Genomic DNA, 22,232 nt, shown 5'->3' with positions numbered 1-22,232 from the left:
GTAATGGGGGAGTTTGAGGGGGAAAGTCATTTCCCCCTCAACAGGAGTGTGAGGGCAGCGCCCTCGCCTCTTGCGCCCTTCGCCGCTTCATGGCCCATTTCGCACATCGAAACGGAGAGGAAGCCGGCATGAACGTCCAGGGTGCAGTTGCAATCGTCACGGGTGGTGCGTCGGGTCTCGGCCTGGCCACGGCGAAGCGGCTTCTGGCCGCCGGCGCCACGGTGGTCCTGGCGGACCTGCCCTCCAGCCCCGGTGCCGCCGTCGCCGCCGAGATCGGCGCGCATTTCGCCCCGGCGGACGTGACGGATACCGAAAGCTTCCAGTCCGCGGTCGATCTCGCGGCCTCGCTGGGCGCGTTGCGCGTGGTGGTGCATTGCGCCGGGCGCGGCGGGGCCGTGCGCGTGCTGGACCGTGAGGGCGCGCCGGGCTCGCTCGAGACCTATGAGGCGATCGTGAAGGTGAACCTGACCGGCAGCTTCAACGTGCTGCGCCTGGCCGCGGCCGCCATCGCCAAGACCGAGGCGCTGCCCGATGGCGAACGCGGCGTGGTGGTGATGACGGCCTCCGTCGCGGGGTATGAGGGGCAGATCGGCCAGATGGGCTACGCGGCGTCCAAGGCGGGCGTGATCGGCATGACGATCTGCGCGGCGCGCGACCTGGCCAGCAAGCACATTCGCGTCTGCACCATCGCACCCGGCATCATGGACACGCCGATGCTGGCCAAGCTGCGGGAGGATGTGCGGTCCTCGCTGGGGGCATCGGTGCCGAACCCGGCGCGGCTGGGCGCGCCGGACGAATACGCGAAGCTGGCGATGCAGATCGTGGAGAACGGCTATCTGAACGGCGAGACCATCCGCATGGATGGCGCGCTGCGCATGGCCCCGCGCTGAGGCGGGGCCCGGGGTAGGGGCCTTCCCTACCCCAGCAGGGCCAGGCCGCCCCGCACCACCACATACACCCCCACCACGGCGACGATGCCGGCGAACACCCGTTGCAGCAGGGCCTTGTTGCCGCCCAGCCGCCGGGCCAGCGCGGTGCCCAGCACGCCGCCCGCGACGCCGCCGGCCACAAACAGCCCGGCCACCGGCCAGTCCACCATGCCGGAGGCGGCATAGGAGACGGCCGTGGTCAGCCCGAAGCTGGTCACCGCCACCAGCGAGGAGCCGATGGCCAGCAGCATGGGCATGCGCGCGGCACCCATCAGGCCCGGCACGATCAGAAAGCCGCCGCCGATGCCGAAGAAGCCCGACATCGCCCCTACCAGCCCGCCCATGCCCAGCAGCCGGGGCAGCAGGGTGGGGGCGCTGGCCGCGGTCAGGGGCTGGAAGCCCGCGCCGCTTGCGGGTTTGCGCAGCAGCATGGCGGCGGCGATCACCAGCATCAGCAGGCCGAACAGCAGCAGCAGCTTCTGCCCGTCCATCGCCTTGCCCAGGGCCGAGCCCAGCAGCGCCCCCAGCATGCCGGCGGCGGAAAACACCAGCGCGCAGGGCCAGCGCACATTCCCCGCCCGGGCATGGCCCGCCAGATTGGCCAGCGCGCTGAGCGCCACGGCCACCGCGCTGGTGCCGATGGCGATATGCGGGGAGGCCACCCCCACCCCATAGACCAGCAGCGGCACGGCCAGGATCGACCCGCCGCCCCCGATCAGCCCCAGCACGAACCCCACCAGCGAGCCCGCCCCGCTGGCCGCGAACACCAACATGATCCGCCCCCTACAGCAGGTTCAATGGGACTTTGAGGTAGCGCGCGCCGTTCTCCGCCGGCGCGGGCAGCTCGCCCGCCTTCATGTTCACCTGCAGCGAAGGGATGATCAGGCGCGGCATGGAAAGCGTGGCATCCCGGGCCTCGCGCATCGCCACGAAGGCGTCCTCCGAGATGCCGTCATGCACATGGATGTTGCGGGCGCGCTGCTCGGCCACCGTGGTTTCCCACGCGATGGCGCGGCCGTTGGGGCCGTAGTCATGGCAGATGAACAGCCGGGTTTCGGGCGGCAGTTCCAGCACCCGGCGGATGGAACGGTACAGGGTGCGCGCGTCGCCCCCGGGGAAATCCGCCCGCGCGCTGCCGCCATCGGGCATGAACAGCGTGTCGCCGACAAAGGCGGCGTCGCCGATCACATGCGTCATGCAGGCGGGGGTGTGGCCGGGGGTCAGCAGGGCGCGGGCCGCCAGGCCGCCGATGGCGTAGCTGTCGCCATCCTGGAACAGCCGGTCGAACTGGCTGCCGTCGCGGCGGAATTCGATGCCCTCGTTGAAGACCTTGCCGAACACCTCCTGCACCACGGTGATGTTGGCGCCGATGCCGATCTGCCCGCCCAGCGCCGCCTGGAGATAGGGCGCGGCCGAGAGGTGGTCGGCGTGCACATGCGTCTCGATCAGCCATTCGAGCGTGAGGCCGTGTTCCCGGATGAAGGCGATGATGCGGTCGGCCGAGGCATGGCCGATACGGCCCGCCGCGTAGTCGATGTCCAGCACGGAATCGATCACGGCGCAGGCCGATGAGGCCGGATCCTTCACCACATAGCTGATGGTGTTGGTCTCGGGGTCGAAGAAAGGCGTGACGACGGGTTTCGGGTCCATCGCTTGTGCTCCGTCTGCGGGCCCGCGAGGGCGGGCCCGACTCTGGAACATAAGTATATTCTAATATTCAATAATACAAGCGGAACCCGTCGAATTTTCCCGCTTTCAGGCCTTTTTCAGCAGGATGCGGGCCTCGGCGGCGGCCTCGATCGCGGCGCGGCTGTACAGCAGGGGCACCGCCTCATCCTTCGCCCAAACCGGGAACAGGTCCCGGTAATGCGGGCTGCGCGGGTCGCCGGACTGGCCCGGCGTGTTCACCGTGATGCTGGCATCCCAGTTGCCCACATCCACCACCATGCGCCAGGTGACGCCGGAGGTGACGCGGAAATCCGACGGCCGGTAGCCGTTGTTGTTCAGTGTGGAGCCGGCGCCCGATTTCGGCAGCGGGCCCACATTCAGCGTGGCCGCCACCTCGGGCGGGACGTATTTCGACAGCGGGTGCTCGGCGAAGGCTTGGTGCAGCTTGCCCCAGGCCCAGGCGGTGGTGTCGGGGCCGAGCAGCTTCGAGACCTCGGCGAAGGCCGCCTCCAGCGTCTTCAGCATCAGCGCGTCGCGGGCTTTTTCGGGCTCCGGGCCGAAGGCGGGGTCGGCCGCCAGCACCAGATGGGTCACATGCTGGGTGTCGGGCACCGCGACCATGGCCGCCATCCCCTCCGGCGGCAGGGTGCGCATGACGGTGGGCACCAGATGCTTGGTGAACCAGGCCTCATACAGCGCGCCGCCGGCGCTGTCGGTGGACAGGCGATGGTCCCAGCCCATCAGCAGGGCGCGGGCGGGAGAGGGCTCGCCGGGGATGGCGCGCAGCACATCGACCAGCGCCTTCGCCTGCACGGAGGTCACGTCGGTCTGGAGCGCCAGCGTGCTGGCGACGGAGAACTTCGTCTCCCCGTTCAGCACCTGGGAGAGGCGGGCATAGCGCGCGCCATCGGTCCATTCGAAGCCGGTGCGGCGGAAGGACGCGTCGAAATCGGGCGGCAGGTTGTACTGGTTGGCGCTGCCGACCCAGCCGCTGTCGGGATTGTAGTGGCGCGGCATGTCGCGGGTGGTGGTGAAGCCCGCCCATTCATAGCGCCCGTCGCCCGGCACCGGCATCAGCCCATCCCAGTTCGGGCGCAGCGGCACCTTGGTGCCCACCGCATAGGCGATGTTGCCCGCCACCTCGGCCACCACATGGTTGGAGGAAGGCGCGCCCCAATGGTCCAGCGCGGCCAGGTAGCCCTTGATATCCGTGGCCTTCAGATAGCCCAGGCTGCCGATATAGGCGGCCGTCCCCGGCTCCCACCACAGGCTGCGCAGGGCATAGGCGCGGCGGGTGGCGGCCTCGACATGCAGGATGGGGCCGTGGCGGGTGAAGGACAGCTCGATCTCGCGGTCGGGTTCGCCGCGCACCTGCAGCACCTCGCGCTCGGTGCGGATCGCCTCCCACTCGCCGCCATAGCGGTAATGGGTCAGTGCGTCGTTGAGCTCATAGATATAGAGGTCTTCCTGGTCGGCCGGGTGGATGGTCATCGCGAAGGCGATGTCCTCGTTGTGGCCGAAGGTGATGCCCGGCACCGCGGGCTCGCCGGAGCCGATGACGTTCAGCCCTGGCGCGTTCAGGTGCACGGCGTAGCGCAGGCTCGGCTGCTCATGCACGCGGTGGGGGTCGCTGGCCAGGATGGGGCGGCCGGTGGTGGTGCGGTGCGGCGCCAGGGCCCAATGGTTGCTGCCCTCATCGGCCAGGTCGGCCGGCAGGGTGGGCGAGCCCAGGTTCAGCGCGTTGGGCTCGGCACCGATATTCTGCGTCCGCAGCACGGCGGCCGGGATGGGGTGGGGGTCCATGCCTTCGGGGACCATCACCGTCCAGTCGGGCTGCAGGCCCTTGTGGAAGCGGTCGGCCTCCATGCCGTATTTCAGCGCGATGTTGTGGCGGGTGATCTCGGCATCCAGGTTGCGCACGCGGGCATGGGCACGGCAGCGCAGCACGTCCTCCGGCAGCCAGCGGGCGGGCTTGGTGCCCATGATGCCGAATTCGGGCGGCAGGCGTTCGGGCTCGCGCTCCGTCAGGGCGACATAGGCGTTGATGCCGGCGGCGAAGGCCTCGGTCCAGCTTTTGGCCTCGGCGGCATAGGCGGCCCATTCGGGGGCCATCTCACCCCGATACATCAGCAGGCGGGCGGCGCGGTCGCGCTCGGCGTAGTCCGGGCCGAAATCGGCGGCCATCAGCCCCAGGCCGCGCTTGCGCCACAGGTCGATCTGCCACAGCCGGTCGCGCGCCGCGTTGAAACCCTGCGCGAAAAAGGCCGTGATCTGGTCCGGCGCGTAGATATGCGGAATGCCCCAGCGGTCGATCAGGATCTCGACCTCGGCGGGGAGGCCTTCGACGGTGATGGTTTCGCTGGGCAGTGGCATGCGCGGAGTCCTTTGATGCGTCGGCGCATGCAACGCCCGAGCGGCGGCCGGGGCAAGACGGGGCGGCCGAGAAAACCGCCCTGCCGTTCAGCACAGCAGCAGCGGCGTGCCGCTCGTCCGCCGCCCTTCCAGGGCGCGGTGCGCCGCCGCGGCCTCGGCCAGGGGGAAGCTGGGGCCGGGGGCGATCCGCAGCCCCTGTTCCAGCTCCGCCAGGAAGGCGGCCGCGGCCTGGCGGTAGCGCGCCTCGTCGGCCGCATAGGCGAAGACGCTGGGCCGGGCGAGGGCGATCGAGCGCCTGGGCCCGAGCTCCGCTACCGCGAGGTCCGGGATGGGGCCGGCCGACTGGCCCACGCTGGCGACGGTGCCGAAGGGGCGGACGCAATCCAGCGTCTGGGCCAGCATGGCGCCGCCGATGCCGTCCACGGCGTGGTGCGCGCCCATCCCGCCCGTCATCTCCCGCACCGCGGCGGCCACGGGCTGTGCGTGGTACATGACGATGTGGTCCACCCCATGGGCGCGGGCCAGCTCCGCCTTCTCCGCGCTGCCGACCGTGCCGATGACGGTGGCGCCCCGGCTGGGGCCGCTGCGGGCCCGCCACCCCGGCCTGTTGCTGGAACTGGTGGGGGCCAGCGGCTTCGCCAGCCTGACACGGCGGGAGGCGGATCTGGCGATCCGGCTTTCGCGTCCCGAAGGGGCCTCGCTGGTCGCGCGGCGGCTCGGCACCTTGGCCTATGGGCTGTATGGCGCGCCGGCGGGCAGTGACGACTTTCTCGGCTATGACGAGACGCTGGATCATGTCCCGCAGCAGCGCTGGTTGCGTGCCCTGGCGGGGGAGCGCCCGCTGGCCTTGCGCAGCAACGATCTGGCGACACTGCACAGCGCGGCGCGGGCCGGGCTGGGGCGGGCGGCGCTGCCCTGCTTCCTGGGCGATGCGGACGCGGCGCTGGTGCGTCTGCCCGCCCCTGGCGCGGAGGCCGCCGCGCGGGAGATCTGGCTGGTGGCGCATGCCGATCTGGCCCGTTCTCCCCGGGTGCGGGCGGTGATGGAGCATCTGGTGCGGACGGTGCAGGATGCGCGGGCCTTGCTGGGCGGCGCCTGATTCCTCGCCGCGCGGGCTGGTCAGGCGGAATGTTCAATATAATACTCACCCTTCATTCATGGGGCCCCGCCCCTGGAAGGAACCGCCATGACCCGCCGGATGCGTCTCGTCGCCTATCTCAAGACCGGGCCCACCGCCAATCATGGCGGGGGCTGGCGCCACCCGGCCTCGCGCCTCGATGATATCTTCCGCCCCGAGCGCTATGAGGATGTCGCCCGCCTGCTGGAGGATGCGCGCTTCGACGCCGCCTTCTTCGCCGATGCCTTCGGCCTGCCGGACATCCACCGCGGCGGCTACGACACCTATCTGCGCCTCGGCGGGCAGATCAGCTACCTGGACCCGATGACGGTGCTGCCCTTCATGATGCGCGCCACGCGCCATCTGGGGCTGGGGGCTACGCTGTCCACCACCTTCTTCCACCCCTATCACCTGGCCCGCACCCTGGCCTCGATGGATATCCTCAGCGAAGGGCGGATGGCGTGGAACGTCGTCACCTCCGCCACCGATTTCGAGGCCCGCAATTTCGGCGGCGACGCCATCCCGCCCCGCGCCGAACGCTATGACCGCGGCGATGAGGTGCTGGAGGCCTGCCGCGCCCTGTGGGAAGGCTGGGACGCCGATGCCTTCGTGATGGACCGCGAGGCGGGGGTGTTCATCGACCCCGCCAAGGTCCGCTACGCCGACTACAAGGGCCGCTATGTCAGCACGCGCGGCCCGCTTTCCATCCCGCGCAGCCCGCAGACGGGGCCGGTGCTGATGCAGGCTGGCTCCTCCGACCGGGGGCGCGAATTCGCCACCCGCTGGGCGGAGCTGATCTTCATCACCCCCGCCTACAAGGAAGACGCCGCGGCCTATGCCGCCGACATCCGCGCCCGCCTGGCCACGGCCGGGCGCGACCCCACCCTGTGCCCCGTGCTGCCCGCCTGCGCCACGGTGGTGGCCGAGACCCGGGAGATCGCGCGCGAAAAGGCTGATTACCTGAACGCGCTGATCGACCCCGACCTGGCGCTGGCCGCCAATTCCAACACCATCGGCGTGGACCTGACCCAGCCCCTGCCGCCCGACGGGCCGGTGCGGCAAGGCATCCAGGGCTCCTGGGACCGGGTCGCGGTGCGGGCGGAACGGGAAGGCATCACCTTCGTCGAAGCCGCGAAACGCCCGCGCAACCTGATGGTCGGCACCCCCAACGATGTGGCGGACCAGATGGAAGACTGGTTCAAGAGCGGCGCCTGCGACGGCTTCGTGCTGTGGCCGACCCACAGCCCCGGCATGTTCGAGGACTTCGCGCGGATGGTGGTGCCGGTGCTGCAAAAGCGCGGTCTGATGCAGACGGAGTACCGGGAAGGGACGCTGCGGGAGAAACTGCGGGGGTGAGAGGCGGGGGCTTTGCCCTCGGGCCCCCAGTCAGGGGCGCCGCCCCTGACCACCCCGCAAAAGGTTGTAGCGACCCTTCGAACCCATGGATTGGCGCTTCATCCTGGCAGGCGGGGCGCCTTTTTCATTATAAAATTCAATGGGAAACACCCTGCCAGGATATGGTGCCAAACTGATGGGGTGCAGGGGCCTTTCGGCTCCTGCCGGGGGGCCAGGGGGCAGCGCCCCCTGGGCGGCCCACCGATCAATCCGCCCGCATCCCCGTCCCCCCGACCACATCCCGGAACCTGGCGGTCTCGCTGGCGATGAAGGCCTTGAAGGTGGCGCTGTCCATCGGCCGGGGAATGCCGCCCGCCGCCGCGATGCGTTGGGCCACGCCGGGTTCGCGCACGGCGGCCATGGTTTCGTCCTGCAGTTTCTTCACCCGATCCGGGGCCACGCCATTGGCCACGAACAGCCCCCACCAGCCGGAGGTCGACAGGTCCACCCCCGCCTCGCGCAGCGTGGGCACGCTGTCGATGGCGGAAACGCGGGCGTCGCCGGTCACGGCCAGCGCCTTCATCCGCCCGCCCTGCACCAGGGAGGACGCGGCGGAGAAGGTCTGGAACACCGTGTCCACGCGCCCTGTCATCACATCCGTGTTGACGGCGGAGGTGTCGCGGTAGGGCACATGCTGCATGTCCAGCCCCGCGGCCTTGGCGAACAGGGCGCCGGCGATGTGCATGGAGGTGCCATTGCCGATCGAGCCATAGGTCATGCCGGGGCGGGCACGGGCCATGGCGATGAACTCGGCCACCGAATTCGCGGCTAGGCCGGGGCTGACCACCATCAGGTTCGGCATCTCCGCGATCAGGGAGACGGGGACGAGGTCCCGGTCCGGGTCATAGGGCAGGTTGGTGAACAGGAAGCGGTTGGCGGCCAGGCCCTGGGCGTGCAGCAGGATGGTGTGGCCGTCCTTGTCCGCCTGCAGCACGGCCTGGGCGCCGATATTGCCGCCGGCGCCGGCGCGGTTTTCCACCAGCACCGGCTGGCCCAGGGTGATGGACAGGCGCTCGGCGACGATGCGGCCCAACAGGTCGGCGGCGCCGCCGGGGCCGAAGGCCACGACCAGCCGCAAGGGGCGGCTGGGGAAGGCGTCCTGGGCATGCAGGGCCGGGGAGAAAAGCGGCGTGGAAAGGCTGGCCGCGATCAGCGCGCGGCGAGGCGTGGGCCCCATAGGCTTCGGACTCCTGGTTTCACCATGAGCCGCGCCCGGCGTTTTCCTGTCACCGCGCAACATTGCATTCCGTTCAGATTGTGTCCAGGAACTCCCGCAGCATGGCGTTGAACACGCTGGGGGTGACGGCGGTGAAGGCATGGGCGCCATGGGCGACCTCCCGCACCACCGCCCCCGGGATCAGCGCCGCCAGGGCCCGGCCCAGATAGGCCGGCACCAGCGCGTCATCCTGGGAAATGGCGATGAGGGTGGGCGCGCGGATGGCCCCCAGCGTGGCGCGGCCGTCGAAGCCCAGGAACATCCCGATGCGGTGGTTCATCAGCTCGGCGCCGGGGAAATGGGCCAGGATCTTCGCCTCGTCCTCCTCCAGATGCGCGGTGTGTTCCGCGATCCATTGCGGCGGGAACAGGAAGATCGGCTGGGCGCGCACATAGGCGCGCGGGCCCTGGCTGGCCAGGATGCCCTGCCGCACCTCGAAGCAGCGGCGCAGGTAGTCGTCGGCCCGGGCCCAGCCATTCACCACTGTCAGGCTGCGGGTGCGGGCGGGGTGCCGCAGGGCGAATTCCGCCCCCACGATGCCGCCGATCGCGTGCCCCACCAGATGCGCCGATTCGAGGCCGAGCGCATCCAGCACCGCCGCCATGTCGTCGGCCATGCCCGCCAGGTCGCGCGGGGGCGCGCCGCGCCCGCTGCGGCCGGTGCCGACATGGTCGTACAGGATCACCTGGTGGGTGCGGGACAGCTCCTCGACCTGCGGCGCCCAGAACCCCCCGCTGCCGCCCATGCCGGCGGAAAACAGGATGGGCGGGCCCGCGCCATGGCTTTCGTAATGGATGGCCGCGCCATCCCGTTCGGCGGCCGGCATCTCAGCGCTTGTGCGCGATGGAGGCGATCTCGACCAGCGCCTCGGGTTTCACCAGGCCGCACTGCACGCAATAGCGCGCGGGTTTCTCGCCCGGGAAATACTCGGCGTAGACGGCGTTGATGGCGGCGTAGTTGGCCCAATCCGTCAGGAAGATGTGGTTGAAGGTAACATCGGCCAGGGAGGAACCCGCGGCCTCCAGCACGGCCTTGATCGTTTCCAGCACGTGGCGGGCCTGGGCGGCGGCGTCGCCGACATGGACCACGTTGTTCTTCTCGTCGAAGGGCAGGGTGCCGGACACGTAGATCACGTTGTCCGCCATCATGGCCGGGGAGAAGGGGGCGATGGGGGTGGGGGTGCCAGGGGGGATGATCGCGCGACCGGTCATGCGGGGCAGGGGCCTTCTCAGGGTGAGGCGGCAGCATGCACCGGGCGGCGGGATTGCCAAACGGTTATGTGGCGGCGCGGCAATCGGCGCGGGGAAAGCGCTTGACGCCCGGCGGGACTACGCAAAATAATGAACGCCATTCAATGGTGCCCCGGCGCCTCCCCTGCCAGGAAAGGGCTCCCCTCATGATGCCGCTCCCGAACGCCCTCACCCGCCGCGCCCTGGGGGCCGCCCTGGCCAGCGGCGCCGTGCTGGCCGCCCGCCCCGCCCGCGCCGACGCCACGCTGGACCGCATCCTGGCCGCCAAGAAGATCACCGTGGCCTTCGTGAACAACCGCCCCTGATCCTACCGCGACGCGGAGGGCCGCCATGTGGGCATCGAGGCCGACATCATCCGCGAGGTGCTGGGCCCGCGCGGCGTGACCGAGATCGAGACCGTCAGCACCCAGTTCAACGGCATCATCCCGGGGCTGCAGGCCCGCCGCTTCGATATCAGCAATGGCGGGCTCTACATCACGCCGCAGCGCTGCCGGCTGGTGGCCTTCAGCACGCCCTATCTGCGGGTCTCGGACGGGGTGCTGGTGAAGACGGGCAATCCGAAGAACATCCACTCCTACAAGCAGATCGCGGAGAACCCGGCCCTGCGTTTCGGTGCCGTGCGCGGCAGTGTTAACGCCCAGAACGCCGAGGCCGCGGGCATCCCGCCCGCCCGCCAACTGCTGCTGCCCGACGCGCAATCCCTGATCAGCGCCCTGCAGGCGGACCGGATCGACGCGGGTTCCTTCTCGCTCGGCCTGGCGCTGGCGCTGCTGGAGGACCCGAATGTGCGCGGGCTGGAGCGCGCCATGCCCTTCACCGGCTATGTGCAGCCGAACGGGGAGGAGAAGCTGGGCTTCGCGGCCTTGGCCTTCCGCCCCGCCGACACCGACCTGAAGCGCCTGTTCGACGAGGGCATCGCCGCCATGCTGGCCGATGGCAGGCTGGCCACCATCATCGAGCGGCAGCGCTTTTCCGCGAACGACCTGCCGGTGGGGGCCAACACCGAACGCCTGTGCCAGGAAGCCTGAGAGCCGCGCGGTGAGCTTCCCCGCCCTGCTGGGCTGGATGCCGCAGGGGCTGGGCGTCACGCTGCTCGTGGCGCTCTATGCCGCGGTCATCGCCTTTCCCTTCGCGCTGGTCTTCGGCGTGCTGGAATTCAAGCTGCGGGGGCCGGCGAAGCTGCTGGTCACGCTGTTCATCGATTTCTGGCGCAGTTCCTCCGTCATCATCCTGCTGTTCTTGTTCTATTATGTGGGCCCGGCCTTCGAGGTGTTCCTCAGCGCCTATACGGTCGGCGCCGTCGTCATCGGCTGCAATATCGGGGCCTATGGGTCGCAGGCGCTGCGCTCGGCGCTGGAAAGCGTGGGCAAGGGGCAGGTCGAGGCGGGGCTGTCGCTGGGCCTGCGCCCCAGCCGCATCCTGCTGCTGATCCAGTTGCCGCAGGCGCTGCGCAAGGTGGTGCCCATCGCGGGCAATGAGGCGATCGAGATCATCAAGACCACCGCCAATATCTCCCTGATCGGGCTGGCCGACATCACCTATCGCGCGAAGGAGGCGATGCAGGCCACCTTCCAGCCGGCGCAGATCTATACGGGCCTGCTGCTGATCTATGTGCTGATCAGCCTGCCCTTCGCGCTGGGCCTGCACTGGCTGGCCCGCCGCACCCGTGTGCGGGAGCGCTGAGCATGGGCTTCGACTGGGGCTATTTCCTCTCGCTGTGGCCGGACATCTTCCGGGGCTCGCTGATGACGCTGTTCGCGGCCGGGCTCGGCTCGGTGGGCGCGGTGCTGGTGGGGCTGGGGCTGGCGCTGGGGCGGCGCAGCGGGCGGGTAGGTTTCCTGCTCTGCGCCGGCTTCACCGAGGTGATCCGCCTCAGCCCCTTCCTGGTGCAGCTGTACTTCCTCTATTTCGTGCTGCCGGTCTGGGGGATCGTGATCAGCGCCACCACGGTGGGGGTGCTGGCGCTGGCGCTGCATTTCGGTGCCTTTCTGGGTGAGGTGTTCGGCGCCGGCATCGACGCCGTGCCGCGCGGCCAGGTGGAGGCGGCGCAGGCGCTGGGGCTGCGCCGCATGCAGATCGCGCGGCTGGTGGTGCTGCCGCAGACCCTGCGGCTGGTGGCGGCACCGACCGCTAACTATATGATTTCGCTGCTGAAGACCACGCCCTATCTGGCGGTGGTGGGCGTGCCGGAGATGCTGGGCGTGGCCTTCGACAAGGCCTCCGACAGTTTCCGCTATGTGGAGCCGCTGACCGCGGCGGGCCTGCTGTTCCTGGCCTACAGCATCGTCATCGGCGGCGCGGTCCGGCTGGTGGAGCGCAAGGTGCGCCCCCTCTAGGCCCCCCTGTCAGGCCACCGTCTGCCGCGCTTCCTGCGCCATGGCGGCGATGCGCCGCACCAGCATGTCCCGCTGATAGGGTTTTGCCAGCAGATCGAATTCCGGCAGCTCGGTGCCCAGCGCCGAGCCTGTATAGCCCGAGGCCAGCAGCACCCCGATGGAGGGGCACAGCGCCCGGGCCCGCCGGGCCAGCTCCACCCCCGACAGGCCGCCGGGCATCACCACGTCGCTGAACAGCACGTCCACCTTCTCGCCGCGCTCCAGCAGGTCCAGCGCCTGGCGGCCGTCGATGGCGGCCAGCACGCGGAACCCGGCCTCGCGCAGCATCTCCGAGACCATCTCCCGCACCTGGATGTCATCCTCGGCGACCAGTACGGTGGCGGAGGCCATGGCCACCACCGCCCCCTGGCGCTGCTGCTGCGGCTCCGCCGGGGCGGAGGCGATGCCGGCCACCAGCGGCAGATAGAGAGAGACGCTGCTGCCGCGCCGCATCTCGCTGCGGATGGCCACATGCCCACCCAGCTGCCGCACGAAGCCGAACACCTGGCTGAGGCCGAGCCCCGTGCCCCGCCCGGGCCCCTTGGTGGTGAAGAAGGGTTCGAAGGCGCGGGCCAGCACCTCGGGCTCCATGCCGCTGCCGCTGTCGGTCACGCGGATCTCGGCATAGGGGCCGGGGCGCGCATCCTCGTTGCTCATCAGGTCGGCGCGGGACAGCCAGGCGGTGCGGGTCGAGATCTCGACCTCACCGCCATCGGGCATCGCGTCGCGCGCGTTGATCGCCAGGTTCAGCAGCGCGGCCTCCAGCTGGGCGGCATCAGCCTCGCAGGGCGGCAGGTTGGCCGAAAGCGACAGGCGCAGCGGCACCGCCTCCCCCAGGGCGCGCTGAATCAGGGGCTCGAATCCGCTGACGAGGGCGTTGGCGTCCAGCGCCTCGCGCTTCAGGGGCTGGCGGCGGGCGAAGGTCAGCAGGCTGGAATTCAGCCGGGCGCCGCGCGCCACGGCATCGCGCGCAGCACCCAGCAGGCGCCGCGTGCGGTCATCCGCCTGGCTGCCCAGATGGTGTTCCAGCATCTGCACCGTGCCCAGGATGGCCGTGAGCAAGTTGTTGAAATCATGGGCGATGCCGCCGGTCAGCCGGCCCATCGCCTCCAGCCGCTGGGCCTGGGCCAGCTGTTCCTCGGCGCGCTCGCGCTTGCGGATCTGCTCGCGCAGTGCCTCCGCCGTGCGGGCCAGCCGGTCAAGTGCTGCCTGTTCCGCCACCCAGCGGTTGCAGGCCAGCCAGGTGACGAAGCTGAGCGCGAAGGCGATGGCGGCGGCGATGGCGAAGGTGATGGCGGTGTCGCGCCGCCAGGCGCCCAGGATCTCGGAATGCGGCAGGGCATAGGCCACGTAGAGCTGTTCCTGGCCCACCCGGCGGGCGGTGGCCAGCCATTCGCCGCCGCGCGCGTCGCGCACCCAGCTGGGCTCGGTGATGCCGGCGCGGGCCAGTTGCAGCAGGCTGCCGGGGCTGGGCGGCGCCAGTGAGGCGCTGGCGGGTGCCGATTGCGCCAGCACCTGCCCATCGTCGCGCAGCAGCGCGATGGCGCGCTCCCCGCCGCCGGCCAGGGTGCGCCAGTGCTGCACGAAATAATCGGGCGGCACGGAGCCCAGATAGACGCCATCGAAGCGGCCATCGGCGGTCAGGCGCGGGCGGCTCATGGTGAAGGCCACCTCGCCGGAGGTGCGGCCCACCAGGGGCTCGCCGAAATAGGTGTTGGTGAAGCCTTCGGCGTGGTGGCGGAAATAGTCGCGGCCGCGCAGGTTCACCTGGGGGGGAGGCCAGGCGATGCTGATGGCCAGCAGATCCCCATTGGGCTCCACGATATGCAGCACGCGCAGCTGGTTCACCCGCTGGTCCAGCCCGCGCAGGCCATTGTAGATGCGCTCCCGCTGGGCACGGGCCTCGGGCCAGGACAGGCCCTGCAGCAGCTCTCCCATCCGGTCCAGCACCAGCCCGTTGGTGTCCACCACCTTCAGCGCGTGTTCGGTGGCGACGGCGGTGATGCGCTCCACCTGCCGTGTCGCGCCGGCCATGCTGCGCCGGTAGTCCTGCCAGGAGAACAGGCCGGCCGCCAGGAAGGGCAACAGCATGGAGGCAAACAGCAGCACCCGAAGCGACCACGGGGGCGGGGGACGGCGGCTCTCGGGCTCCGGCATGGCGTGACCACATATATAAAGAGGAACGGAACCATGCCCCGCCCCCGCGGCGCGGGCAATGTGAAGCTGCGCGCAATTTGAGGTGACCCATTTTTTGCGCGCCCCTCCATCGGTCCATCGGGCGCCGCATGGCTGGCCCGTGGGCCGGGAAGGCCCCAGGGGCAGGGGGCTGCTTGCGCGGCGGCGGGGAATGGGGCATGAGCCTCCTCGTCATGCATCCGGTCCGCCGGGCGCGTGGCAATTCTCACGCGGTGCGCCCTTCCTGCCCGACAATGGCGATGAAGGTCCGGTCCCCGACTACCGGGGGTGCAGCGCCGCGGAGGCCCAACCGGACTGATTGTGAAGGAGAGATCGCCATGGCGATGCCCGTCGTTACCCTGCGTGGCCTGCTTGAGGCCGGTGTCCATTTCGGCCACCACACCCGCCGCTGGAACCCGAAGATGGCGCCGTACATCTTCGGCGTGCGCAACCAGGTGCACATCCTGGATCTGCAGCAGACCGTCCCCATGATGGACCGCGCCCTGAAGGCCGTCCGTGACGTGGTGGCCGGCGGTGGCCGCGTGCTGTTCGTGGGCACCAAGAAGGCGGCCGCCGAATACGTGGCCGAGGCCGCGCAGCGCTGCGGCCAGTATTACGTGAACCACCGCTGGCTGGGCGGCATGCTGACCAACTGGAAGACGATCACGGGTTCCGTGAAGCGCCTGAAGGAAATGGAAGGCCGCCTCGGTGGCGACGTGGAAGGGCTGACCAAGAAGGAAGTCCTGATGCTGAACCGCGACAAGGAGAAGCTTGATCGCGCGCTGGGCGGCATCAAGGACATGGGCGGCCTGCCGGACATCATCTTCGTCATCGACGTGGTGAAGGAGAAGCTGGCGATCGAGGAAGCCAACAAGCTCGGCATTCCGGTCGTGGGCGTGGTGGACAGCAACTCCGACCCCTCGGGCATCACCTTCCCGATCCCGGGCAACGATGACGCGATCCGCGCCATCAACCTGTATTGCGACATGGTCGCCGGCGCGGTGCTGGACGGCATCTCGGCCGAGCTGGGTTCGTCGGGCGCCGATCTGGGCGCGATGTCCGAGCCCCTGCCGGAAGAGGCGCTGGAAGCCGAGGAAGTGGCCGCCGAGATCGTGGCCGAAGCCGAGGCGCCCGCCGCCGAAGCTCCCGCCGCCGAGGCGCCGGCCGCCGGGGCCTGAGCCCTTCGCCGCCCCGGGCCGTGAGGCGCGGGGCGGTCTCGTTCCGGGGCCTGTGCGCCCCGGTCCGGCATGGCGGCCTGGTGACAGGGCGCCATGAACTGTCATCAAGTCAGGCATCTTCGGGTGCTTGAGAGTTTCTGCGGGCATCTCATGATGCCCGAGTAGTCCGGCGAGCATCGTCACGATGCTTCAGGCAAAACCCGTTCTGGAGAGAGAGCGAACATGGCCGAGATCACCGCCGCGCTGGTGCGCGACCTGCGCGAGAAGACCGGCGCGGGCATGATGGATTGCAAGAAGGCGCTGGTTGAGTCGAACGGCGACATGGAAGCCGCCATCGACTGGCTGCGCAAGAAGGGCCTGTCCGCCGCCGCGAAGAAGAGCGGCCGCGTGGCCGCCGAGGGTCTGGTCGGCACCGCCACCGGCCCGACCGTGGGCGCCATGGTCGAGGTGAACGCCGAGACCGACTTCGTGGCCCGCAACGAGAGCTTCCAGAACTTCGTCTCCGAAGTGGCGGGCCTCGCGCTCTCCGTCGGTGAGGATGTGGAGGCGCTGAAGGCCGCCACCTATCCCGGCACCACGCACAGCGTGCAGGATGAGCTGACCCGCCTGATCGCCACGATCGGCGAGAACATGACCATCCGCCGCGCCCGCGTGTTCCGCGTGAGCGAGGGTGTCGTGGCCGCCTATGTCCACAACGCCGTGAAGCCGGGCCTGGGCAAGATCGGCGTGCTGGTCGCCGTCGAGTCCTCCTCCGAGCTCGCCGCGCTGGAGACCCTGGGCCGCCAGGTGGGTATGCACATCGCCGCCACCCGCCCGGACGCGCTGGACACTTCCGCCGTCGACCCCTCCGCGCTGGAGCGCGAGCGCACGGTGCTGACCGAGCAGGCGCTGGCCTCCGGCAAGCCCCCCGCGGTGGTCGAGAAGATGGTCGAGGGCCGCATCCGCAAGTATTACGAGGAAGTGGTGCTGCTGGAGCAGGTGTGGGTGCATGACGGCGAGAGCCGCGTGAAGCAGGTGGTGGCCAAGGCCGGCGCCAAGCTGACCGGCTTCGCCCGCTTCCAGTTGGGCGAAGGCATCGAGAAGGAAGTCGGCGATTTCGCCGCCGAGGTGGCCGCCCAGGCCGGCATCGCCAAGGGCTGAGGCCAGGCGGGGCGCTCGCGCCCCGTACGATCCGGCGCGGGGGGATCCCTCCGCGCCGTTCTTGTGACTCCGCCGCGTCAACCGTAAGGTGCGCGCGCCCCACGGCACGGACATACCCATGAGCGAAACCGCCACCCCGGCTGAGAGCCCCATCTACAAGCGCGTCCTGCTCAAGGTCTCCGGCGAGGCACTGCTGGGCGGGCGCGAATATGGGCTGGACAACGCGACCGTGCGTGCCATCGCCGAGGATATCCGCGACACCGTGGCGCTCGGCGTGCAGGTCTGCCTCGTGATTGGCGGCGGCAACATCTTCCGGGGCGTCGCCGGCGCCTCGGCGGGGATGGAGCGCGCCCAGGCCGACTACATGGGCATGCTGGCCACCGTGATGAACGCGCTGGCCATGCAGAACGCGCTGGAGCGCATCGGCGTGCAGACTCGCGTGCAGTCCGCCATCGAAATGAATTCGATCTGCGAGCCCTATATCCGCAGGCGGGCGATCCGCCACATGGAAAAGGGGCGGGTGGTGATCTTCGCCGCCGGCACCGGCAACCCCTTCTTCACCACCGACACCGCGGCCTCCCTGCGGGCGGTCGAGATGGGGTGCGAGGCGCTGCTGAAGGGCACCCAGGTGGACGGTATCTACAGCGCCGACCCGCGCAAGAACCCGAACGCCGAATTCTACACCCGCCTCACCTATCTCGAGGTGCTGGCGCGGGACCTGCAGGTGATGGACGCCGCCGCGATCTCGGTATCGCGTGAGAACCACCTGCCCATCATCGTGTTCAACATCCATAAAACGGGCGCCTTCCGCGAGGTGATGCTGGGCCACGGCCTGTTCACCACCGTGAAGGACGATTGAGGAACTGGAGAGCATCATGGCCCCCGCCGCCGCTGACCCCAAAGGCCTGAAGGAAGACCTGCGCCGCCGCATGGACAGCACCATGGACACCTTGAAAAAGGAGTTCCAGGGCCTGCGGACCGGCCGCGCCAGCCCCGCCTTGCTGGAGCCCATCCGCGTCGAGATCTATGGCGCCGTCACGCCGCTGAACCAGGTGGCCAACGTCTCGGTCGGCGGGCCCGGCCTGCTGAACGTGCAGGTCTATGACCGCGGCCAGGTGAAGGCGGTGGAGATCGCGATCCGCGACTCCGGCCTGAACCTGAACCCGCAGTCCGAAGGCCAGACCATCCGCGTGCCGCTGCCGCCCCTGACGACGGAGCGCCGCAACGAACTGTCCAAGCAGGCCGCGAAGTATGCGGAGGGTGCCAAGGTGGCCCTGCGCAACGTGCGCCGCGACGGCATGGAGCAGGGCCAGGGCTGGAAGAAGAAGAGCCTGATCTCCGAGGATGAGGTGAAGCGGCTGGAGAAGGAGATCCAGACGCTGACCGACGACTACGTGAAGAAGGTGGACGCGGCCTTCGCCGAGAAGGACAAGGACATCAAGTCGGTCTGATGGACGGCGCGGCCGACCCCGTGCGTGGCGCCAGCACCGGCCATCCGCCCGTGCCCTGCCATGTGGCCATCATCATGGATGGCAACCGCCGCTGGGCGGAGGCCCGGGGCCTGCCCGTGGCGCTCGGCCATCGCGCCGGGGCCGAGGCGCTGCGCCGCGCCATCCGCGCCGCCGCCGAGGCCGGCGTGCAATGGCTGACGGTCTTCGCCTTTTCCTCAGAGAACTGGCGCCGGCCGGCCGATGAGGTGCAGGAGCTGACCGGCCTGCTGCGCTACTACCTGAACCACGAGGTGAAGGCCCTGGCGAAGGAAGGCGTGCGGCTGCGCGTGATCGGGGACCGCTGCCGCTTCGGCGAGGAACTGCGCCAGCTGATCGAGCGCGCCGAGGCCGAGACCGCCATCAACACCCGCCTGAACGTGAATGTCGCCCTCAGCTATGGCGCGCGGGACGAGATCCTCTCGGCCGCCCGCGCTATCGCCCTGGCGGCGCAGCGGGGGGAGCTGGACCCGGCCGCGCTGGATGAGGCGGGGCTGGAGCGCTTCCTGGCCACCGCCGGCATGCCGGACCCCGACCTGATCATCCGCACCAGCGGCGAGCAGCGGCTGTCCAACTTCCTGCTGTGGCAGGCGGCTTATGCCGAGCTCGCCTTCCTGCCGGTGCTGTGGCCCGATTTCACCGCCGAGCATTTCCGCGCGGCGCTGGAAAGCTTCGCGGGGCGCGAGCGTCGCTATGGGGCCCGCTCTTCGTGAGCGGTGCCGCCCAGGCCTCCGGCCCCTGGCGTGATCTGCGCAAGCGCGCCCTGACCGCCGCCCTGTTGGGGCCGGCGGCGCTGGCCTGCGTCTGGCTGGGGGCCTTCTGGTACACGGGGCTGATGGCGCTGTGCATCGCCGGGCTGTCCTGGGAATATGTGCGCATGTGCGGCGGGCGCAGCCGGGCGCTGCCGGGGCTGCTGGTGCCGCTGTTCGTGCTGGGCGCGGGCGCGCTGGCCGCCTTCGCCCGGCCGATGTCGGGCGTGCCGATGGCCGTGGCGCTGCTGTGCGTGGGGGCGGTTGCCGCCTTTCTGGCCGCCCGGCGCGGGGGCAGGGTGCCGCCGCGCTTCCTGGGGGCGGGGATGCTGTATATCGGCCTGGCCGGCATCGCGCTGATCGAATTGCGGGCGGACAATCAGGCGGGGCGGGAGAATGTGCTGTTCCTGCTGCTGATCGTCTGGGCCTCCGACATTTTCGCCTATATGGCGGGCCGCTTCTTCGGCGGGCCGAAGCTGGCGCCGGCGATTTCCCCGGGCAAGACCTGGTCCGGCGCACTGGGCGGGCTGGCGGGTGCGATGCTGATCGGCCTGCTGGCGGCGGAATTCATGGAGCCTCAGGGCTCCGGACTCCACGCCGCGCTGGTGGCGGGGGTGCTCGGGGTGGTATCCCAGGCGGGCGATCTGGCGGAAAGCTGGATCAAGCGACGCTTCGGGGTGAAGGATTCGTCGCAGCTCATCCCCGGCCATGGGGGGCTGCTGGACCGTTTGGACGGCGTCCTGGCGGCGGCACCGGTCGCCGCCATATGGGGGGCTGCATTGGGCATGGGGGTACATCTGTGGCGCTGAGCAGGCGAGTAACGGTTCTGGGTGCGACCGGCAGCATTGGCCGCAGCACCGCGGCCCTGCTGGAGGCAGCCCCCCCCGGCGAGTTCGAGGTCGAGGCGCTGGTGGCCGGGCGCGATGCCGCGGGCCTCGCGGCCCAGGCGCGCCGGCTGGGCGCGAAGCTGGCGGTGGTGGCCGATGAGGCCGCGCTGCCCGCCCTGCGCGACGCATTGGCGGGTTCCGGCATCGAGGCCGCGGCCGGCGAGGCGGCGGTGGTCGAGGCCGCCAGCCGCCCGGTGGACTGGACCATGGCGGCGATCGTGGGCGCCGCGGGCCTGGCCAGCACCCTGGCCGCGCTGAAGCGCGGCGGCACGCTGGCGCTGGCCAACAAGGAATCGCTCGTTTGCGCCGGCCCCATCGTGCTGGAGGCCGCGAAGGCATCCGGCGCGCTGCTGCTGCCGGTCGATTCGGAGCACAACGCGGTGTTCCAGGCCCTCGTCGGCGCCGCCCCGGACAGCATCGAGCAGATCATCCTGACCGCCTCCGGCGGGCCGTTCCGCAATGCCAGCGTGGCGGAGATGCGAGCCGCCACCCCGGAGCAGGCGGTGCGCCACCCGGTCTGGTCCATGGGGGCCAAGATCTCCGTGGACAGCGCCAGCATGTTCAACAAGGGGCTGGAGCTGATCGAGGCCGCCCGGCTGTTCCCGGTGGCGCCGCATCAGCTGGCCGTGCTGGTGCACCCGCAATCGGCGGTGCACGGGATGGTGCAGTACAAGGACGGCTCGCTGCTGGCGCAGCTGGGCACGCCGGACATGCGCACCCCCATCGCCCACGCCCTGGCCTGGCCGCGCCGCATGCAGGTGGATGTGCCGCGCCTGGACCTCGCCAGCCTGGCGAAGCTCGAATTCTCCGCCCCCGACCCGGTGCGCTTCCCCGCGCTGCGCCTGTGCCGGGAGGCGCTGGAGGCCGGCCATGGCGCGCCCTGTGTGCTGAATGCCGCCAATGAGGTGGGCGTGGCATTGTTCCTCGGCCGCCGGCTCGGCTTCCTGGATATCGCCACCGTGGTGGAGGAAACCCTGGCCGCGCTGGGCGGCGAGCCGGTGCCCGACCTGGCCGCCGTCCTGGCGCTGGACGCGGCCGCCCGCGCCCGCGCCCATGAGATCGCGGCGCGTCGCGCCGCAGCCTGAGAAAGGGTGAACATGCTCGGTTTCCTGCCTGATTTCGCCCGGACCATCATCTCCTTCCTGGTGGTGCTGGGGGTGCTGGTCTTCATCCATGAGCTGGGGCACTACCTGGCCGCGCGCTGGCGTGGGGTCCATGTCGACGTGTTCTCCATCGGGTTCGGCCGCACCATCGCCAGCTGGCGGGACCGGGTGGGCACGGAATGGAAGGTCAGCTGGCTGCCGCTCGGCGGCTATGTGAAGCTGCATGGCCAGGCCGAGCTGGCCGACCTGCCGCCCGAGGAAGTGGCGGCTCTGCGCCCGGGCCAGACTTTCCACGACAAGCCCGTGAAGGACCGCGCCATCGTGGTGGCCGCGGGGCCGGTGGCGAATTTCCTGCTGGCCATCGCCTTGTTCGCCCTGCTGTTCGCCACCCATGGCCGCCCGATCGGCGATACCACCATCAGCGCCATCACCCCGGGTTCCGCCGCCGAGGTCGCGGGGCTGCAGGCCGGTGACCAGGTGGTTTCGCTCGATGGCGAGCCGATCCGCCGATTCGAGGAATTGCAGCGCCACATCCAGCCCCGCGCCGGCCAGCCCGTGCGCATGGTGCTGACGCGCGACGGGCGCGAGGTGAGCGTGACCATCACCCCGGCCACCCGCCCCGGCAGCGAATCCGCGCCTGTGGGCGTGCTGGGCGTGCAGGGCGGCGGCACCCGCTTCGAGCAGCTCTCCGTCCCCGCCGCCGTGGTGGCGGGCGTGGTGCAGACCTGGGATGTTTCCTCCCAGACGCTGGTCGGCATCGCGGAGATGCTGACCGGCCAGCGCAGCGCGCGCGACCTGGGCGGGCCCATCCGCATCGCGGAGGTGAGCGGCGAGGCCGCCAGCCTGGGCTGGGTGGCGGTGGTGAACCTGATGGCGCTGCTGTCGGTCAGCCTGGGCCTGCTGAACCTGTTCCCGGTGCCCATGCTGGATGGCGGTCACCTGGTCTTCTACGCCGCCGAGGCCATCCGCGGCCGTCCGCTATCGGCCCGCGCGATGGAAATCGGCTTTCGTGCCGGCTTCGCGCTGCTGATCTGCCTGTTCGTCTTCGCCACCTGGAACGATATCGCCCATGGCAGTATCGGGCGCTGGGTCGCGGGGCTGGTGGGTTAATGCTGCCCCGCAACATGAGACGCACATATGGGCGGGTAGCGGTGCTTGCTGCACCCGGCTATGTTGCCCGCCGCTGAGAC

At 70.1% G+C, this 22,232-nt stretch carries 22 protein-coding genes and 1 pseudogene; 15 read left to right on the top strand and 8 right to left on the bottom strand.

Annotated elements, in window-relative coordinates; translation table 11 throughout:
* Positions 1-128 precede the first annotated feature (128 nt).
* Entirely contained in the window at positions 129-890 is a 762-nt protein-coding gene (locus GT007_RS13450; protein WP_160122140.1) for an SDR family NAD(P)-dependent oxidoreductase, read from the top strand.
* 26 nt (positions 891-916) lie between these two features.
* Here the strand turns inward: GT007_RS13450 and GT007_RS13445 are convergent, their stop codons facing one another.
* The 4 genes from GT007_RS13445 to GT007_RS13430 all read right to left on the bottom strand — a co-directional run bounded on the left by GT007_RS13445 (position 917) and on the right by GT007_RS13430 (position 5,495).
* Complete coding sequence (locus GT007_RS13445) at positions 917-1,702, bottom strand: sulfite exporter TauE/SafE family protein (RefSeq protein ID WP_160122139.1); 786 nt, start codon at positions 1,700-1,702, stop codon at positions 917-919.
* A 10-nt stretch (positions 1,703-1,712) separates the two neighbouring features.
* A complete protein-coding gene (locus GT007_RS13440; protein ID WP_160122138.1) occupies positions 1,713-2,579 on the bottom strand; it encodes an MBL fold metallo-hydrolase in 867 nt (288 codons plus the stop codon).
* 105 nt (positions 2,580-2,684) lie between these two features.
* On the bottom strand, positions 2,685-4,970 hold the full coding sequence (locus GT007_RS13435; protein ID WP_160122137.1) for a penicillin acylase family protein: 2,286 nt from the start codon (positions 4,968-4,970) through the stop codon (positions 2,685-2,687).
* An 87-nt stretch (positions 4,971-5,057) separates the two neighbouring features.
* Positions 5,058-5,495: a zinc-binding dehydrogenase gene (locus GT007_RS13430; protein ID WP_236571662.1), complete on the bottom strand. Its 438-nt coding sequence runs from the start codon at positions 5,493-5,495 to the stop codon at positions 5,058-5,060.
* Between GT007_RS13430 and GT007_RS13425 the strand changes: the two genes are divergently transcribed.
* Together GT007_RS13425 and GT007_RS13420 are read left to right on the top strand one after the other, a co-directional pair.
* Positions 5,461-6,069, top strand: a complete 609-nt coding sequence (locus tag GT007_RS13425) for a LysR substrate-binding domain-containing protein (protein WP_160122135.1) — start codon at positions 5,461-5,463, stop codon at positions 6,067-6,069. The genes GT007_RS13430 and GT007_RS13425 overlap by 35 nt on opposite strands.
* A gap of 87 nt (positions 6,070-6,156) precedes the next feature.
* Positions 6,157-7,443, top strand: coding sequence for an NtaA/DmoA family FMN-dependent monooxygenase (locus tag GT007_RS13420; protein WP_160122134.1), 1,287 nt, complete (start codon positions 6,157-6,159; stop codon positions 7,441-7,443).
* Positions 7,444-7,687: 244 nt separating this feature from the next.
* On the opposite strand, the gene GT007_RS13415 is transcribed toward GT007_RS13420, so the two are convergent.
* From GT007_RS13415 to rutC, 3 genes are all read right to left on the bottom strand, one after another.
* Positions 7,688-8,659 (bottom strand): Bug family tripartite tricarboxylate transporter substrate binding protein, encoded by a 972-nt coding sequence (locus GT007_RS13415; RefSeq protein WP_160122133.1) that lies wholly within the window; start codon positions 8,657-8,659, stop codon positions 7,688-7,690.
* Positions 8,660-8,732: 73 nt separating this feature from the next.
* Positions 8,733-9,524 carry a pyrimidine utilization protein D gene (gene rutD / locus GT007_RS13410; protein ID WP_160122132.1) on the bottom strand — a complete coding sequence of 264 codons (792 nt, stop codon included), beginning with the start codon at positions 9,522-9,524 and terminating at the stop codon, positions 8,733-8,735.
* A 1-nt stretch (position 9,525) separates the two neighbouring features.
* A complete protein-coding gene (gene rutC / locus GT007_RS13405; protein WP_160122131.1) occupies positions 9,526-9,909 on the bottom strand; it encodes a pyrimidine utilization protein C in 384 nt (127 codons plus the stop codon).
* Between the two features lie 185 nt (positions 9,910-10,094).
* On the opposite strand from rutC, the gene GT007_RS13400 reads away from it, so the two are divergent.
* The 4 genes and pseudogenes from GT007_RS13400 (at position 10,095) to GT007_RS13385 (ending at position 12,284) form a co-directional block, all read left to right on the top strand.
* A complete protein-coding gene (locus GT007_RS13400) occupies positions 10,095-10,253 on the top strand; it encodes a hypothetical protein (RefSeq protein ID WP_160122130.1) in 159 nt (52 codons plus the stop codon).
* A 12-nt stretch (positions 10,254-10,265) separates the two neighbouring features.
* Positions 10,266-10,976, top strand: a pseudogene (locus tag GT007_RS13395) (transporter substrate-binding domain-containing protein); the annotation flags it as partial.
* 10 nt (positions 10,977-10,986) lie between these two features.
* Positions 10,987-11,631 carry an amino acid ABC transporter permease gene (locus GT007_RS13390; RefSeq protein WP_201451914.1) on the top strand — a complete coding sequence of 215 codons (645 nt, stop codon included), beginning with the start codon at positions 10,987-10,989 and terminating at the stop codon, positions 11,629-11,631.
* A gap of 2 nt (positions 11,632-11,633) precedes the next feature.
* Positions 11,634-12,284, top strand: a complete 651-nt coding sequence (locus GT007_RS13385) for an amino acid ABC transporter permease (RefSeq protein ID WP_160122128.1) — start codon at positions 11,634-11,636, stop codon at positions 12,282-12,284.
* 9 nt (positions 12,285-12,293) lie between these two features.
* Here GT007_RS13385 and GT007_RS13380 read toward each other — a convergent pair whose 3' ends face one another.
* Positions 12,294-14,480, bottom strand: coding sequence for an ATP-binding protein (locus GT007_RS13380; RefSeq protein ID WP_160122127.1), 2,187 nt, complete (start codon positions 14,478-14,480; stop codon positions 12,294-12,296).
* 356 nt (positions 14,481-14,836) lie between these two features.
* On the opposite strand from GT007_RS13380, the gene rpsB reads away from it, so the two are divergent.
* The 8 genes from rpsB (at position 14,837) to rseP (ending at position 22,152) form a co-directional block, all read left to right on the top strand.
* Positions 14,837-15,676, top strand: a complete 840-nt coding sequence (gene rpsB / locus GT007_RS13375) for a 30S ribosomal protein S2 (RefSeq protein WP_160122126.1) — start codon at positions 14,837-14,839, stop codon at positions 15,674-15,676.
* 222 nt (positions 15,677-15,898) lie between these two features.
* On the top strand, positions 15,899-16,816 hold the full coding sequence (tsf, locus tag GT007_RS13370) for a translation elongation factor Ts (RefSeq protein WP_160122125.1): 918 nt from the start codon (positions 15,899-15,901) through the stop codon (positions 16,814-16,816).
* Between the two features lie 118 nt (positions 16,817-16,934).
* Positions 16,935-17,675: a UMP kinase gene (gene pyrH, locus GT007_RS13365; protein WP_160122124.1), complete on the top strand. Its 741-nt coding sequence runs from the start codon at positions 16,935-16,937 to the stop codon at positions 17,673-17,675.
* A 16-nt stretch (positions 17,676-17,691) separates the two neighbouring features.
* Positions 17,692-18,267 carry a ribosome recycling factor gene (gene frr, locus GT007_RS13360; RefSeq protein ID WP_160122123.1) on the top strand — a complete coding sequence of 192 codons (576 nt, stop codon included), beginning with the start codon at positions 17,692-17,694 and terminating at the stop codon, positions 18,265-18,267.
* A complete protein-coding gene (gene uppS, locus GT007_RS13355; protein WP_160122122.1) occupies positions 18,267-19,016 on the top strand; it encodes a polyprenyl diphosphate synthase in 750 nt (249 codons plus the stop codon). The genes frr and uppS overlap by 1 nt, the downstream gene beginning before the upstream one ends.
* Entirely contained in the window at positions 19,013-19,861 is an 849-nt protein-coding gene (locus GT007_RS13350; RefSeq protein ID WP_160122121.1) for a phosphatidate cytidylyltransferase, read from the top strand. Before uppS ends, GT007_RS13350 begins: the two co-directional genes overlap by 4 nt.
* Positions 19,819-21,024 carry a 1-deoxy-D-xylulose-5-phosphate reductoisomerase gene (dxr, locus tag GT007_RS13345; RefSeq protein WP_160122120.1) on the top strand — a complete coding sequence of 402 codons (1,206 nt, stop codon included), beginning with the start codon at positions 19,819-19,821 and terminating at the stop codon, positions 21,022-21,024. The genes GT007_RS13350 and dxr overlap by 43 nt, the downstream gene beginning before the upstream one ends.
* A 12-nt stretch (positions 21,025-21,036) precedes the next feature.
* Positions 21,037-22,152: an RIP metalloprotease RseP gene (gene rseP / locus GT007_RS13340; RefSeq protein ID WP_201451913.1), complete on the top strand. Its 1,116-nt coding sequence runs from the start codon at positions 21,037-21,039 to the stop codon at positions 22,150-22,152.
* Positions 22,153-22,232: the final 80 nt, after the last annotated feature.

Origin of the sequence: Rhodovarius lipocyclicus (assembly GCF_009900765.1) — a bacterium.
In the GTDB taxonomy this organism is placed as follows: domain Bacteria; phylum Pseudomonadota; class Alphaproteobacteria; order Acetobacterales; family Acetobacteraceae; genus Rhodovarius; species Rhodovarius lipocyclicus.
This window is presented reverse-complemented; position numbering and strand designations above follow the sequence as displayed.